Source organism: Allobosea sp. 10L422 (genome assembly GCF_056395345.1).
Window position 1 is genome coordinate 133,738 of the sequence record NZ_JBFTJI010000008.1, and the last position, 14,874, is coordinate 148,611.

At 66.2% G+C, this 14,874-nt stretch carries 15 protein-coding genes; 8 read left to right on the forward strand and 7 right to left on the reverse strand.

Going from position 1 to position 14,874, the window contains the following annotated elements; translation table 11 throughout:
• The first annotated feature begins 6 nt into the window (after positions 1-6).
• The 3 genes from rph to hemW all read left to right on the forward strand — a co-directional run bounded on the left by rph (position 7) and on the right by hemW (position 2,709).
• A complete protein-coding gene (gene rph, locus AC1DEZ_RS17100) occupies positions 7-723 on the forward strand; it encodes a ribonuclease PH (protein ID WP_476780119.1) in 717 nt (238 codons plus the stop codon).
• Between the two features lie 142 nt (positions 724-865).
• Entirely contained in the window at positions 866-1,513 is a 648-nt protein-coding gene (rdgB, locus tag AC1DEZ_RS17105; protein ID WP_476780120.1) for an RdgB/HAM1 family non-canonical purine NTP pyrophosphatase, read from the forward strand.
• A complete protein-coding gene (gene hemW / locus AC1DEZ_RS17110) occupies positions 1,510-2,709 on the forward strand; it encodes a radical SAM family heme chaperone HemW (RefSeq protein WP_476780121.1) in 1,200 nt (399 codons plus the stop codon). The genes rdgB and hemW overlap by 4 nt, the downstream gene beginning before the upstream one ends.
• 157 nt (positions 2,710-2,866) lie before the next feature.
• Here hemW and AC1DEZ_RS17115 read toward each other — a convergent pair whose 3' ends face one another.
• From AC1DEZ_RS17115 to ugpB, 5 genes are all read right to left on the reverse strand, one after another.
• Complete coding sequence (locus AC1DEZ_RS17115) at positions 2,867-3,946, reverse strand: sn-glycerol-3-phosphate import ATP-binding protein UgpC (RefSeq protein WP_441509975.1); 1,080 nt, start codon at positions 3,944-3,946, stop codon at positions 2,867-2,869.
• A 7-nt stretch (positions 3,947-3,953) separates the two neighbouring features.
• Complete coding sequence (ugpE, locus tag AC1DEZ_RS17120; RefSeq protein WP_441509976.1) at positions 3,954-4,802, reverse strand: sn-glycerol-3-phosphate ABC transporter permease UgpE; 849 nt, start codon at positions 4,800-4,802, stop codon at positions 3,954-3,956.
• On the reverse strand, positions 4,802-5,551 hold the full coding sequence (locus AC1DEZ_RS17125; RefSeq protein WP_441509977.1) for a creatininase family protein: 750 nt from the start codon (positions 5,549-5,551) through the stop codon (positions 4,802-4,804). The genes ugpE and AC1DEZ_RS17125 overlap by 1 nt, the downstream gene beginning before the upstream one ends.
• Entirely contained in the window at positions 5,551-6,432 is an 882-nt protein-coding gene (gene ugpA / locus AC1DEZ_RS17130; RefSeq protein WP_441509978.1) for a sn-glycerol-3-phosphate ABC transporter permease UgpA, read from the reverse strand. The genes AC1DEZ_RS17125 and ugpA overlap by 1 nt, the downstream gene beginning before the upstream one ends.
• Positions 6,433-6,505: 73 nt before the next feature.
• Positions 6,506-7,831, reverse strand: coding sequence for a sn-glycerol-3-phosphate ABC transporter substrate-binding protein UgpB (gene ugpB / locus AC1DEZ_RS17135; protein WP_476780122.1), 1,326 nt, complete (start codon positions 7,829-7,831; stop codon positions 6,506-6,508).
• Between the two features lie 195 nt (positions 7,832-8,026).
• Between ugpB and AC1DEZ_RS17140 the strand changes: the two genes are divergently transcribed.
• Positions 8,027-9,205, forward strand: a complete 1,179-nt coding sequence (locus tag AC1DEZ_RS17140; protein WP_476780123.1) for a fumarylacetoacetate hydrolase family protein — start codon at positions 8,027-8,029, stop codon at positions 9,203-9,205.
• A 76-nt stretch (positions 9,206-9,281) separates the two neighbouring features.
• Here the strand turns inward: AC1DEZ_RS17140 and AC1DEZ_RS17145 are convergent, their stop codons facing one another.
• Positions 9,282-10,178, reverse strand: a complete 897-nt coding sequence (locus tag AC1DEZ_RS17145; RefSeq protein WP_441510117.1) for a methylated-DNA--[protein]-cysteine S-methyltransferase — start codon at positions 10,176-10,178, stop codon at positions 9,282-9,284.
• 218 nt (positions 10,179-10,396) lie between these two features.
• Here AC1DEZ_RS17145 and AC1DEZ_RS17150 point away from each other — a divergent pair, with 218 nt between their 5' ends.
• The gene (locus AC1DEZ_RS17150; protein ID WP_476780124.1) at positions 10,397-10,999 is read left to right on the forward strand and encodes a class I SAM-dependent DNA methyltransferase; all 603 of its coding nucleotides are present in this window, start codon (positions 10,397-10,399) and stop codon (positions 10,997-10,999) included.
• A 5-nt stretch (positions 11,000-11,004) separates the two neighbouring features.
• Here the strand turns inward: AC1DEZ_RS17150 and AC1DEZ_RS17155 are convergent, their stop codons facing one another.
• Positions 11,005-11,547, reverse strand: coding sequence for a DUF2244 domain-containing protein (locus AC1DEZ_RS17155; RefSeq protein WP_441509982.1), 543 nt, complete (start codon positions 11,545-11,547; stop codon positions 11,005-11,007).
• A gap of 20 nt (positions 11,548-11,567) precedes the next feature.
• On the opposite strand from AC1DEZ_RS17155, the gene nth reads away from it, so the two are divergent.
• From nth to AC1DEZ_RS17170, 3 genes are all read left to right on the forward strand, one after another.
• On the forward strand, positions 11,568-12,269 hold the full coding sequence (gene nth / locus AC1DEZ_RS17160; RefSeq protein WP_476780125.1) for an endonuclease III: 702 nt from the start codon (positions 11,568-11,570) through the stop codon (positions 12,267-12,269).
• 130 nt (positions 12,270-12,399) lie between these two features.
• On the forward strand, positions 12,400-13,446 hold the full coding sequence (gene xylF / locus AC1DEZ_RS17165) for a D-xylose ABC transporter substrate-binding protein (RefSeq protein WP_476780126.1): 1,047 nt from the start codon (positions 12,400-12,402) through the stop codon (positions 13,444-13,446).
• Between the two features lie 93 nt (positions 13,447-13,539).
• Positions 13,540-14,868, forward strand: coding sequence for a sugar ABC transporter permease (locus AC1DEZ_RS17170; protein ID WP_476780127.1), 1,329 nt, complete (start codon positions 13,540-13,542; stop codon positions 14,866-14,868).
• The last annotated feature ends 6 nt before the right edge of the window (positions 14,869-14,874 follow it).

The following is a 14,874-nucleotide window of genomic DNA, read 5'->3' on the forward strand; positions in this document are numbered from 1 at the left end:
CATTTCATGCGACCCTCCAAACGCGCCGCCGACGAGATGCGCAAGGTCACGCTCGAACGCGGCGTGGTGCGCTATGCCGAGGGCTCCTGCATGGTGACGTTCGGCGAGACCAAGGTGCTGTGCGCCGCGACTGTCGAGGAAAAGGGGCCGCCGTGGCTGCGCGGGACCGGCAAGGGTTGGGTCACCGCCGAATATTCGATGCTGCCGCGCGCCACGCATGAGCGCACGCGCCGCGAGGTCACCTCCGGCAAGCCCTCCGGCCGCACGCAGGAGATCCAGCGACTGGTCGGGCGCTCGCTTCGCGCCGTCGTCGACCTGACTGCGATCGGCGAGCGCCAGATCGTCGTCGACTGCGACGTGCTGCAGGCCGATGGCGGCACACGCACTGCCTCGATCACAGGCGCCTGGGTCGCCCTGCACGATGCGCTGAAGTGGATGGAAGGCCGCGGGCTCCTCAAGGGTACCCACCCGCTGAAGGACCATGTCGCCGCCGTCTCCTGCGGCATCGTCGCCGGCAACCCGGTGATCGATCTCGACTATGTCGAGGATTCCGGCGCGCAGACCGATGCGAATTTCGTCATCACCGGCGCAGGCGGCCTCGTCGAGGTGCAGGGCACGGCAGAAGGCGCGCCCTTCTCGGAGGACGAGCTGCTCGCGCTGCTCAAGCTCGCCAAGGGCGGCGTTTCCAAGCTCGTCGCGCTGCAGAAGGCGGCGGTAGCCTGATCGATTGATCGCATAGACAACGAAACAACGCCGTCATTCCGGACTTGGCGAAGCGGAGATCCGGAATCCATCGTAGAGCTTCGGCGCCTTTCGATGGATCCCAGCTCAAGCCCGGGATGACGAGGCGGATACGAGAAAACCGATGTCGAACCACCGCCTCCTCACCGGCAAGGTCGTGATCGCGACCCACAACCAGGGCAAGCTGCGCGAGATGCGCCAGCTATTGGCTCCCTACGGCATTGAGCTCGTCTCGGCCGGAGAGCTCGGCCTGCCCGAGCCGGTCGAGGACGGCACCATGTTCTCGGAGAATGCGGCGATCAAGGCGGTGGCCGCCACCAAAGCGAGCGGGCTACCGGCGCTCTCCGACGACTCGGGCGTTTGCATCGATGCGCTCGACGGTGCGCCCGGCCTGTTCTCGGCCAACTGGGCCGGGCCGGGCAAGGATTTCGCCCCGGCGATCGCACGCGTGCAGATGGAGCTGGCCAAGCGCGGTGCCGCCACGCCCGACAAACGCAGGGCGCATTTCGTCTCGGCGCTGGTCATCGCCTGGCCGGACGGCCATCAGGAATTGTTCGAGGGGCGCGTCTTCGGCACGGTCACTCATGAGGCCCGTGGCGCGGGCGGCTTCGGCTACGACCCGATCTTCCTCCCCGATGGCCAGGGCAAGACTTTCGGCGAGATGACGGCGGACGAGAAGCACGGCATCCCGGCCGATGGCTCGCCCGGCCTGTCGCATCGGGCGCGCGCGTTCCATGTGCTTGCCGCCGCCTGCCTGAGGAAATCGGCGTGAGTGCCGCGGCCGCCCTGTCGGAGCGGCCCACCGCCTCGCATCCGACTGCGGATGCGGGCTTTGCCGTCTATGTGCATTGGCCATTCTGCCTGGCCAAATGCCCCTATTGCGACTTCAACTCGCATGTACGCCTGCAGCCGCCGGATCAGGCCCGGTACATCGCCGCCTTCCACCGCGAGATCGCGCATCGCGCCGCGCTGGCGCCGGGCCGCACGGTCTCCTCGATTTTCTTCGGCGGCGGCACGCCCTCGCTGATGGAGGGCCGCACGGTCGGGGCGATCCTCGACGCGATCGGCGAGCACTGGACGGTCGATCCGAATTGCGAGGTGACGCTGGAGGCGAACCCGACCAGCGTCGAGGCCGGCCGCTTCCGTGACTTCCGGGCGGCAGGCGTCAACCGTGTCTCGCTCGGGGTGCAGGCGCTGAACGATGCCGATCTCAAGGCGCTCGGCCGAATGCATTCGGCCGAGGAAGCGCTCGCGGCCGTCGCTATCGCACGCAAGTATTTCGAGCGCTATTCCTTCGATCTGATCTATGCCCGCTCGCCGGCGCAGACGCCGGCGCTCTGGCGCGCGGAGCTGGAGCTGGCGATCAGCCACGCGGCCGAGCACCTCTCGCTCTACCAGCTCACCATCGAGCCCGGCACCGCCTTCGAGCGGCTGTTCCGGGCCGGCAAGCTCGCCATCCCCGACCATGATGCGGGTGCGGCGCTCTACGAGACAACGCAGGAGATCACGGCCAAGCACGGCCTGCCGGTCTACGAGATCTCCAACCACGCCCGGCCGGGCGCGGAATGCCGCCACAATCTTGTCTACTGGCACTATGGCGAATATGCCGGCGTCGGCCCCGGCGCCCATGGCAGGCTGGTGACGGCGCAAGGGCGGATGGCGCATTCGACCGAGAAGCGGCCGGAAATCTGGCTGGAACGGGTCGCGGCCGAGGGTCAGGCCCTGGTCGAGGACGAGCGCCTGAGCGAGGAATCGCAGGGCGACGAATATCTGCTGATGGGCCTACGTCTGGTCGAAGGTATCGATCCCGCAGTGTTCAAGGCGCTCGCAGGCCGCGAGCTCAATGCCAAGCGCATTGCCAGCCTGATCGAGGAGAAGCTGCTGTTGCACCGGCAAGGCGGCCGGCTCGCGGCGACGCCGGACGGCGCGCTGCTGCTCGACGCGCTGGTGGCCGATCTGGCGGCTTGAGGTTCGCCGTCATTCGCGGGCGTCACCGCCGTCATGCTCGCCCTTGTGGCGAGCATCCAGGTCCTGAGCACGAGCCTCGACCAGCGAAGACGTGGATGGTCGGGACAAGCCCGACCATGACGGGGTACAAGCGCCTGCGGCTTCCGCAGCGCCCCGCTCAGTCCTTCCCCAGCCGCGCGCCCGTCTTCGGGTCGAAGACATGGACCTTGCCGGGATCGACCGTGATCCAGAGCCGGCCCTCCTGAGCAGGAACGTCGCCGGTCGCCGCCTGCATCACGAAGGGCTGGCCGGAGAGCTTGCCGTGGAAGAGCTGGGTCGCGCCGAGTTCCTCGATGAACTCGACATCGAAAGGCAGCGAGCCGGCATCGTCATCGGAGACGATCTCGACATCCTCCGGCCTCAGGCCGACCTCGACCGGCATCTGGGGCGGCAGATCCTCGCGCAGGTCGTGCGCCTGCAACACGGTGTCGCCGAGCGCGACGATGCCGTGGCCGTCGACCACGCCCGGCAGGATGTTCATCGGTGGCGAGCCGATGAAGGTCGCAACGAATTTGCTCGCCGGCTTGCGGTAGACCTCGGCGGGCAGGCCGATCTGCTCGACCTGCCCGGCATTCATCACCACGAGCTTGTCGGAGAGCGTCATCGCCTCGACCTGATCATGCGTGACGTAGATCGCGGTGACGCCGAGTGCCCGCTGCAGCTTCTTGATCTCGACGCGCATCTGGACGCGCAGCTTGGCGTCGAGGTTCGAGAGCGGCTCGTCGAACAGGAAGACCTGCGGCTTGCGCACGATGGCGCGGCCCATGGCGACGCGCTGGCGCTGGCCGCCGGAGAGCTGGCGCGGCCGGCGTTCCAGGAAGGGCTCGATCGCGAGGATGCGGGCCGCCTCCTTCACGCGCTTGTCGATCTCGTCCTTCGGCGTGCCGCGGTTGCGCAGCCCATAGGCCATGTTGTCGTAGATGTTCATATGCGGGTAAAGCGCATAGTTCTGGAACACCATGGCGATGTCGCGGTCGGCCGGCTCGATCTGGTTGACGACGCGCTCGCCGATCGCGACCTCGCCGGACGAGATGGTCTCGAGACCGGCGACCATGCGCAGCAGCGTGGACTTGCCGCAGCCGGAGGGGCCGACGAGCACGCAGAAGCCGCCGTCGGGAATGTCGAAGGAGACGCCCTTCACGGCCTCGACGCCGCCGGCATAGACCTTCTTGACGCTGTTGAGAGTGACCTGGGCCATTCGCGGATTACTTCTCGGTTTCGACCAGGCCCTTCACGAAGAGCCTCTGCATGGCGATGACGACGAGGACGGGCGGCAGCATCGCGAGCATGGCCGTGGCCATGGCGAGCTGCCATTCGGTCAGCGCGTCGGCGGTGACGATCATCTTCTTGATGGCGATGACGATGGTCTGCATCGAGTCCTTGGTCGTCACCAGAAGCGGCCAGAGATACTGGTTCCAGCCATAGATGAACTGGATSACGAASAGCGCCGCGATCGTTGTTATCGAGAGCGGCAGCAGCGTGTCCTTGAAGAACTTGAAGGGGCCGGCACCGTCGATCTTGGAGGCTTCGAGCAGCTCATCCGGGATCGTCATGAAGAACTGGCGGAAGAGCAACGTGCCCGTCGCGGAGGCAATGAGCGGGACGGCGAGACCCTGATAGGTGTCGAGCATCCGCAGGTCCGAGACGATCTTGAACGTCGGGAAGATACGGACCTCGACCGGGAGCATCAGCGTGATGAAGATGATCCAGAAGGCGGCCATGCGGAACGGAAAGCGGTAATAGACAACCGCATAGGCCGAGAGCACGGAGATGAAGATCTTACCCAGCGCGATCGCCATCGCCATGATGAAGGAGTTCAGCATCATGTGGATCACCGGCTCGCGCGTCGTGCTCGACGTGCCGATGAAGAGGATGCGGTTGTAGTTCTCCAGGAAATACGGGCCGGGATAGAGCGGCATCTGGCCGTTGATCACGGTCGAGGCATCCCAGGTCGAGGCGACGAAGGTCAGCCAGACCGGGAAGGCGACGATCAGCACGCCGATCGTCAGGATGACATAGGCGATGATGTCGCCCAGGCGGCGGTCCTCGACCATCAGATCCCCTTCCCCATCTCGCGCAGCAGGCCGGCCAGCGCTTCCGCGCAGGCATCGAGACAGGCTTGACCTTTTTCAGCCGTCGCGCGSCGYGCATCGCCGATCACGCCGGTTTCGGTCATGTCCCGGAAGGAACGGTGGCGAGAAACCTCCGGGCGTCCAGACGACCCACCCCGCGCACCGAACGCTTCCGACAGGCGCGGCTCGCGAACGCAGCCCGGCGCCAGCACCATCATCATCGAGGTCTCGACCTCGCAAGCGTGCTGCACACCCTTCTGGTCCTCGAGCAGCGCCGGGAGCGCGGCCTCGGCCAGCAGGAAATAGGTGGTCGCCTCGACATGCAGCCGCGTCTCACGGGCGAAGTCGGGCAGAAAGGCGGTCAGCGCGGCGATGTTGCCGCCATGGCCGTTGACGATCAGCACGCGGTGGAAACCGTGGCGCTCGATGCTCTTCAGGAGCGAGAGCAGCACTGCCCGATAGGTCGGGATATCGAAGGTGAAGGTTCCGCCGAAGGCCATGTGATGCTCGGCCATGCCGCACCACAGCGTCGGCGCGACGACGACGTCGACATCATCAGCACGCTCAGCCGCGGCCTTGCAGACGCCGCTGCAAAGGATGGTGTCGACGCCGACGGGAAGATGCGGCCCGTGCTGCTCGATCGAGGCGACGGGAAGAACGACGATCGCGTCCTTCGCCGCCTTGGCGCGCAGCTCCTCGGCGGTTAGGTCCATCCAGAGCACGGACGCCATCAGTAGCTCACCTTGCGCTCGATGAAGCGGAACTGGATCGCGGTCATTCCGATGACCATGATCAGCAGGATCACCGACTGCGCCGCCGAGCCGCCGAGATTGGAGCCGCCCTTGCCGTCGGAGAAAACCTTGTAGACCAGCGTCTCGGTCGCGCCCGAGGGACCGCCGCCGGTGACGGTGTCGATGATGCCGAAGGTGTCGAAGAAGACGTAGACGATGTTGACGACGAGCAGGAAGAAGGTCGTCGGCGAGAGCAACGGGAAGACGATGGTCCAGAAGCGACGCATCGGCCGGGCACCGTCGATGACGGCAGCCTCGATCACGCTCTTCGGGATCGACTGCAGGCCGGCGAGAAAGAACAGGAAATTATAGCTGATCTGCTTCCAGGTCGCCGCGAGGATGACGAGCAGCATGGCGTGATTGCCGTTGAGCCGCGGGTTCCAGGGAATGCCGAGCGATTGCAGACCCCGTGCGAGCATGCCCAGCGAGGGATCGAACATGAAGATCCAGAGCACGCCGGCAATGGCGGGCGCCACCGCATAGGGCCAAATCAGCAGGGTCTTGTAGATTTCAGCGCCGCGGATCTGCCGGTCTGCCATCACCGCGAAGAGCAGCGCGATCGACAGCGAGAACACGCAGACGAAGGTCGAGAAGATGACGGTGTTGATGAAGGCCTTGAGATAGCCGGGATCGGCGAACAGCAGCTGGTAGTTCTCGAACCAGACGAACTCGGTCGAAGTGCCGAAGGCGTCTTCAAGCAGGAAGCTCTGCCAGACCGCCTGGCTCGCCGGCCAATAGAAGAACACGACGGTGATCGCGAGCTGCGGCATCAGCAGCAGGAAGGGGATGGTCAGCCCCCGGAAGTACGCGTTCTTCTGCATCGGCTTCCTTGAACAAGACGGCCATCCCGGACGGATTTGTCCGGGATGGCCTGAAGATGCAAGGGCTATCCGCTCAGCGCGAGGCTGTCCGCTCGAACTGGCGCAGCATCTGGTTGCCGCGCTCGGCCGCCGCGTCCAGCGCCGCCTGCGGCGACTTCTGGCCGTTCAGCGCCGCTTCCAGCTCCTCCGACCAGATGTCACGGATCTGGACGAGGCTGCCGTAACGCAGGCCCTTCGAGTTGTCGGTCGGGGTCTTGTTGGTCAGCTCGAGGATCGGGGTCTCGAGATAGGGCTTGTCCTTGTAGAAGCCCGACGCCTTGACCTTCTCATAGGCGGCCTTGGTGATCGGCAGATAGCCGGACTCGGTGTGCAGCTTCACCTGACGRTCGACATCCGAGAGGAAGGTGAAGAACTTGGCGACGCCCTTGTATTCGTCAGCCTTCTTGCCACCCATCACCCACAGCGAGGCGCCGCCGATGATCGAGTTCTGCGGCGCGCCCTGCACATCGGGATAATACGGCATCGGCGCGTTGCCCCAGTCGAACTTGGCGTTCGCCTTGACGTTGCCGAAGAAGCCCGAGGAGGTCAGGAAGATCGGGCATTCGCCCGAGGTGAAGCGGCCTTCGCCATTGTTGGTGCGGCCGGAGTAGTCGTAGGTCTTGTCCTTCTGCAGCTCGACCAGATTGGTCCAGTGCTTGAGGAAGGCCGGGCTCTTGTTAAAGTTCAGCACGGCGTCGAAGCCGGCCATGCCGTTGACCTTGGTCGAGAGCGGGATGTTATGCCAGGCGCCGAACTGCTCGATATTGGCCCAGGTCGCCCAGGCGTTCGAGACGGCGCACTTGTCGTAGCCGGCGGCCTTCAGCTTCTTGGCGGCCTCGAAGGTCTCGGGCCAGGTCTTCGGCGGCTTCGCCGGGTCGAGGCCCGCCTTCTTGAAGGCGTCCTTGTTGTACCACATCACCATCGAGGACGAGTTGAACGGCATCGAGAGCATGTCGCCCTTAGCCGTCGAATAATAGCCGGTGATGGCGGGGAGATAGGCGTTCGGATCGAACTTCTCGCCGGCTTCCTTCATCACCTCATGAACCGGCTTGATCGCGCCCTTGGCCGACATCATCGTGCCGGTGCCGACCTCGAAGACCTGCAGGATGTGCGGCGCCTGGCCAGCGCGGAAAGCGGCGATGCCGGCGTTCAGCGTGTCGGGATAGGAGCCCTTGTAGACGGGAACGACCTTGTAGTCCTTCTGCGAGGCGTTGAAGTCCTCGGCGAGCTTGACGACCACGTCGTTGTTGGCGCCCGTCAGGGCATGCCACCACTGGATCTCGGTCTGCGCCAGAGCCGGCGAAGCGCCAGCGAGCGCAAAGGCGGCGACCGACATCAGGATGCGCGATTTGATGCTCATGGAGTGTCTCCCTTCCGCGGGCGGGCGCCGCCGCGGTTCTTGTCGTTGGTGCGCAAGCTAGCATGAAGCGCAGGCGACAGTTCAATGACAAAACGACGACAGTTTTTGCAAGGCACTTATGGCCGCGGCCGGCTTGCGCATTCACGCATAAACGGCTGATCTGCGCGTCCTGCCTCGCCTTTTCCGGACCGCATCATGACGAGCCTCGTCCTTTCCGCCTCGACAACCCTGCCGCAGGATGCCGGCGCCGCCGCGCTGGCCGGCCGCGTCTGGCGGCCCGATCTCGGCGGCCCGGCAGTGGTCACGCTGCGCGATGGACAGCTCGTCGACATCACAGCCGAATTCCCGACCAGCCGCGACCTCTGCGAGAGCGCTGATCCGGCGGCCGCGCTGCGCACCGCGAAAGGCGAAGCTCTGGGCTCGCTCGTCGACATCCTGGCCAATACGCCCGTCGACGGCCGCGATCCGAAGCGCCCCTGGCTGCTCTCGCCGCTCGACCTGCAGGCGGTGAAGGCGGCCGGCGTCACCTTCGCCGTCTCGATGCTGGAACGCGTCATCGAGGAGAAGGCGCGCGGCAACCCGGCCGCCGCCGCGACGATCCGCACGGAGATCGGAAAACTGATCGGCGACGACCTTTCCAAGCTGAAGCCCGGCTCGCCCGAGGCGATGCATCTCAAGGAGGTGCTGATCAAGCAGGGGGCATGGAGCCAGTATCTCGAAGTCGGCATCGGGCCGGACGCCGAGATCTTCACCAAGGCGCCGGCGATGTCGACGGTCGGCACAGGTGCCGATGCCGGCCTGCATCCGGCGTCGAGCTGGAACAACCCGGAGCCCGAAATCGTCCTGATCGTCGCCTCGGACGGGCGGATCGTCGGCGCCACGCTCGGCAACGACGTCAATCTGCGCGATGTCGAGGGCCGCTCGGCCCTGCTGCTCGGCAAGGCCAAGGACAACAACGCGGCGGCAGCCGTCGGCCCCTTCATCCGCTTCTTCGACGCCGGCTTCACGCTCGATCACATCCGCAAGACGACCGTGACCCTGACGGTGGAGGGCGAGGACGGCTTCACGCTGGATGGCTCGTCCTCGATCGCCAAGATCAGCCGCGACCCGGCCGACCTCGCTGCACAGATGATCGGCCCACATCACCAGTATCCGGACGGGGCGGCGCTCTATCTCGGCACCATGTTCGCGCCGATCAAGGACCGCGACGCACCGGGCAGCGGTTTCACCCATAAATACGGGGACATCGTCACCATCGCCGCGCCCGAGCTCGGCAGCCTCGTCAACCGGATGAAGCGCACCGACGCCTGCGAGCCCTGGACCTTCGGCGCCTCGCATCTGATGCGCCACCTCGCGAAGCGCGGGCTGCTTTAGGCGGAGCAGGCAAAGGGCGCGGGCGGATCGCGCTCGCGCTCTTCTGGGACATGTATCTCCGATGTAGGCAGCAAGCTCAGCCAGTGATCGCCTGACCCGCCTCCCAGCCGAGGATGGCGCGCTTGCGCGTCAGACCCCAGTGATAGCCGGTGAGGGCGCCTGACTTGCCGATGACGCGGTGGCAGGGCACCACGAAGGAGATCGGGTTCTTGCCCACCGCCATGCCGACGGCGCGCGCGGCACTGGGCTTGCCGATATGGCTGGCGACGTCGCCATAGGTCGTGGCGCAGCCGACCGGGATCCGGAGCAGAGTCTCCCAGACCCGGACCTCGAAATCCGTGCCGATCAGCACGACGCGCAAGGGCGTCTCGGCCGTCCAGGCCTTGGGTTCGAAGATGCGGGCGGCATAGGGTGCCGTCAGCACCGGATCGTAGTGATAACCGGCATGCGGCCAGCGACGCATCATGTCGGCCAGAGCCTCGGCGCGCCCACCGACGACCTTGCCGCCGTCGACGCTGTTGGAGACCCAGCCCAGCCCCGCGAGCCCGCGATCCGTGACCACGATCAGCGCCTCACCGAAGGGAGAGGCATGGAAGCCGTAGGAGAGCTTCAGCCCCTCTCCGCCGAGCTTCCATTCGCCGGGCGACATCGCCTCATGCGTGACGAAGAGGTCGTGCAGCCGGCCGGGGCCGGAAAGCCCGACTTCAAGCGCAGTGTCGAGGATGCTGGCCGAGGAGGCCAGCAGGCCCTTGGCGTGGTCGAGCGTGATCGCCTGCAGGAAGGCCTTGGGCGTCAGGCCGCACCAGCGCCGGAAGAGATGATGGACATCGGTCGGCGTTGCGCCGGCCGCATCCGCGATCGCCTCGATGGTCGGCTGCTCGCGCCAGTTATGCGTGATGAAGGCCAGGATGCGGCGGACCGTATCGTAGTCCGAGCCCGGCGCCACGGCAGGGAAATCGGCCTCGCTCGGCATGGCTTCGGCAGCGCGCGCCAGCACCGCATCGGAAAAACGCGTCGGGGTCATCGCCGTTTTCATCGGAGCATGAGCGTTCATGGCTTGAAACCTCGCATCATTCGTCATGATGCGAATCTAGGGCGCCGACCATGCCGTTCCCACCCGAAAGCTGACAAGGGCCGGCTTGCAGCCGCTATAGTTTCCGAGCCCGAGAGACCCTCTATTTTGGATGGACAATGGCGACCGCCTCCAGCGCTATCATCGATCTCTACGAGCGACACGCCGCTGCCTTCGACCGGCTGCGCGGCAAGACGTTGTTCGAAGGCGCATGGCTCGACCGTTTCCTCGCGCTTGTTCCGGAGCATGCCGCCATCCTCGATATCGGCTGCGGTTCGGGCGAGCCGATCGCCCGCTACTTCCTCGGCAGGAACCGCGCCATCACCGGCATCGACTCTGCCGCCGCGCTGGTCGAACTGTGCCGTCAGCGTTTCCCGCAGGCCGAATGGCATGTGCAGGACATGCGCCGACTTGCGCTCGGCCGCCGCTTCGACGGGCTGGTCGCCTGGGACAGCTTCTTCCACCTGACGCCGGAGGACCAGCGGGCGATGTTCCCGGTCTTTGCCGATCACGCCACCGCGACCGCAGCGCTGATGTTCACCAGCGGACCTTCGCATGGCGAAGCGATCGGCTCCTTCGAAGGCGAGCCGCTCTATCACGGCAGCCTGGCGCCGGAGGAGTATCGCGCGCTTCTGGCGGAGAACGGCTTCTCCGTGGTCGCGCATGTCGTCGAGGATGCAAGCTGCGGCGGCCGCACGATCTGGCTCGCCCGCAGGGGCTGATCGTCTCAGGATGCGCCATAATCGGGGCCGCGCCGGGCGCTCGCCAGCGCCTTTCCCAACGCATCCGCGAAGCCGGCGCGCTCCCGCGGCGAGAGCGCGGTGGCGACCGCGACGCTCCGGCCCCGCGAGACCAGCGTGAGGCCGAGCAGGCCGTAATCCTCATCGGTCTGACGTTCGAGCCGCGTCCAGGCGGGGTTGGAGCGCCAGATCGCCTCGCGGCCGTGATGCGAGACCTTGCGCAGCAAGACCTCCAGCGGCGTCACCACGATGCGCTCGAAGGCACGCGCATGCCGGAAATTGACGTGGAAGGCGACGAATAGCGCGAGCACGTCGAGGCCGAAGAAGCCGGCCACCGGCCAGGCGCCGAGCACGACGAAGGGAATCGAGGAGATCAGGCTCGCCAGGCAGACCAGCGTCATCACGATGCGAAAGCCGTTCTGGCCGAGCGAGCGATGCGGCGTGATCGTCGCGTCGAAGACCGGGCGCCTCATGGCGTCGGTGCTGCCGCTGGCAGGAATCTCGCTGGCAGGGCTCTTGCCGGGGTCCATGGCGGCATTATAACGCCGTCATGGACCCGCAGAACAGGCCCGCCCGCCCCCGCGCCCCCGTCAAGCGCATCACGTTGCCGCGCGCCCGCAAGCCGGCCGAAATCCGCGAGATCTTCGCGCGTTTCCAAGCCGCCAATCCCGAGCCGAAAGGCGAGCTGGAATCCGTGAACGCCTTCACGCTGCTGGTTGCCGTCGTGCTCTCGGCGCAGGCGACCGACGCCGGCGTCAACAAGGCGACGCGCCCGCTCTTCGCCATCGCCGACACGCCGGAGAAGATGCTGGCGCTCGGCGAGGACAAGGTGCGCGACTACATCAAGACGATCGGCCTCTTCCGCACCAAGGCAAGGAACGTGATCGCGCTCTGCGAGAAGCTGATCGCGGAGTTCGGCGGGCAGGTGCCGACCACGCGCGAGGCGCTGGAAAGCCTGCCGGGCGTCGGCCGCAAGACCGCGAATGTCGTGCTCAACATCGCCTTCGGCGAGATCACCCATGCGGTCGACACCCATGTCTTCCGCGTCTCGAACCGGCTCAGGATCGCGCCGGGCAAGAACGTCTTGCAGGTCGAGCTCGGGCTGGAGAAGGCGATCCCGGAGGAGTTCGGCCGCCATGCCCATCACTGGCTGATCCTGCATGGGCGCTACACCTGCAAGGCGCTGAGGCCAGAATGCGGGCGCTGCATCCAGAACGACCTCTGCGACTCTCCCGACAAGCGCGTCGTCTGACGCTGCCCGAGCCGTCCCTTCGCCTGCTTGACAGTCTCCGGCGGCTAGGCTGAGCTTCGTGCGCCGGACGCCTTGGGGGCTCGGAGAAGCCTGAGAGTCTGCGGCAGAGGAAGCTCAGGAGGTCAGTGTGATGAAGCGTTTCGTCCTCGCGGCGAGCATCGCCGTTGCCGCCCTATCCGTTCACGCAAGCGCCTTCGGGCAATCGAAAGGCCCGGTCATCGGGGTCAGCTGGTCGAATTTCCAGGAAGAGCGCTGGAAGACCGACGAGGCCGCGATCAAGGCGGCGGTCGAGAAGGCCGGCGGCACCTATCTTTCCGCCGATGCGCAGTCATCGCCGGCCAAGCAGCTCACCGATGTCGAGAGCCTGATCGCGCGCGGCGCCAAGGCGATCATCGTGCTGGCGCAGGACGCGCAGGCCATTCGTCCCGCCGTCGAGAAGGCGGTCAACGAGGGCATCGGCGTCGTCGGTTATGACCGCCTGATCGAGATCCCGCAGGCCTTCTATCTGACCTTCGACAATGTCGAGGTCGGCCGGATGATGGCGCGCGAGATCCAGAAGGCGAAGCCGGCGGGCAATTACGTCTTCATCAAGGGCTCGAGCTCCGACCCGAACGCCAATTTCCTCTATCAGGGCTCGATCGAGGTGCTGAAGCCGGCGATCGACGGCGGCAAGATCAAGAATGTCGGCGAAGCCTTCACCGATGGCTGGCTGCCGGCCAACGCCCAGCGCAACATGGAGCAGATCCTGACGCGCAACCAGAACAAGGTCGATGCCGTCATCGCCGCCAATGACGGCACCGCGGGCGGTGCCATTGCGGCGATGGATGCACAGGGGCTCTCCGGCTCCGTGCCTGTCTCCGGCCAGGATGCCGACCGCGCGGCGCTCAACCGCGTGGCGCTGGGTACCCAGACCGTGACGATCTGGAAGGATGCGCGCGAACTCGGACGCAACGCCGCCGAGATTGCACTGAAGCTCGCAGGTGGCGCCAAGCTCTCCGAGATTCCGGGTTCGGCTGCCTGGGACCAGGGCCCGTCCAAGCAGAAGATGACGGCGCTCTTCCTCAAGCCCGTGCCGGTGACGAAGGACAACCTCGCCGTCGTGATCGAGGCCGGCTGGGCACCGAAATCGGCGGTTTGCCAGGGCGTCGCGTCCGGCAAGGTCAAGGCCTGTGACTAGAGCAGGCTGCGAAAGAGTGGGAACCGGTTTTCCGCGAGAAGCCTGCTCCAGTTTTTTGGTGAGAGATGGATTCAGATGTCAGATGGGGTCGCTATGCGATCCCATCTGACATCGTCCGGCTCTGACGTGGCACCCGCGCCGGCCAACCCGGCGCAGGATGAGCGCAGCCTTGCCGATCGTCTGCGCGAGATCGAGTTCGATCCGCGCATGATCGGCATGGTCGCCGCGCTCGCGGTGATCTGGCTCGGCTTCAACTGGCTGTCGGACGGCGCCTTCCTGACGCCGCGCAATCTCTGGAATCTGCTGGTCCAGACCGCCTCGATCGCGATTATGGCCTGCGGCATGGTGCTGGTCATCGTCACCCGCAACATCGACCTCTCCGTCGGCTCGATGCTCGGCTTCGTCGGCATGGTGGTCGGGCTCGTGCAGGTCCGGCTCCTGCCCGAGATCTGGGGCTTCGAGCACCCGCTGACCTGGGTCGTCAGCCTGCTGCTCGCGATGGCGCTGGGCGGGTTCGTCGGGCTGCTGCAGGGCGCGCTGATCGCCTATCTCGCCATCCCCTCCTTCATCGTCACGCTCGGCGGCCTCCTGATCTGGCGCGGCGCGGCCTGGTGGGTGACGCAGGGCCAGACCATCGCGCCGATGGATTCGCGCTTCCGCCCGCTCGGCGGCGGCGTCGAGGGCGCGATCGGCACAAGCGCCTCCTGGGCGATCGGCATCGCGCTCTGCGCCGCGATCTCGATCGGCGCGGCGCTGATCCGGCGCCGGCGCAAGCGCTTCGGCTTCCTGCTGCGCCCGCTCTGGGCCGAGATCACGATCGCCGGGCTCGGCTGCGCCACGGTTCTGGCGATGGTGATGGTGGCGAACGCCTATGCGCTGCCCGCCGGCATCGCCCGGCGCGTCACCGAGGCGAAAGGCGGCATATGGCCTGAGGGCGGCCTGACCATCGGCCACGGGCTCGCCGTTCCCGTGCTGATCGCGCTCGCGGTCGGCGTCATCATCACCTTCATCGCCAACCGCCTGCGCTTCGGCCGCTATGTCTTCGCCATCGGCGGCAACCCCGAGGCCGCGCAGCTCTCCGGCGTGAACACGCGCAAGGTGCTGATGCTGGTCTTCGGGTTGATGGGCGTGCTCGTCGGCATCTCCGCCTGCATCTCGACGGCGCGCCTGAACGCCTCGACCAACGCCGCCGGCACGCTCGACGAGCTCTATGTCATCGCTGCCGCTGTCATTGGGGGCACCTCGCTTGCCGGCGGCGTCGGCACCATCGTCGGCGCCATGCTCGGCGCGCTGGTGATGCAGTCGCTGCAGTCCGGCATGGTGCTGATCGGCGTCGACGCGCCGCTACAGAACATCGTCGTCGGCATCGTCCTCGTCCTCGCGGTCTGGCTCGACGGGGTCTACCGCAAGCGGCTGAGCTGAGGAGGA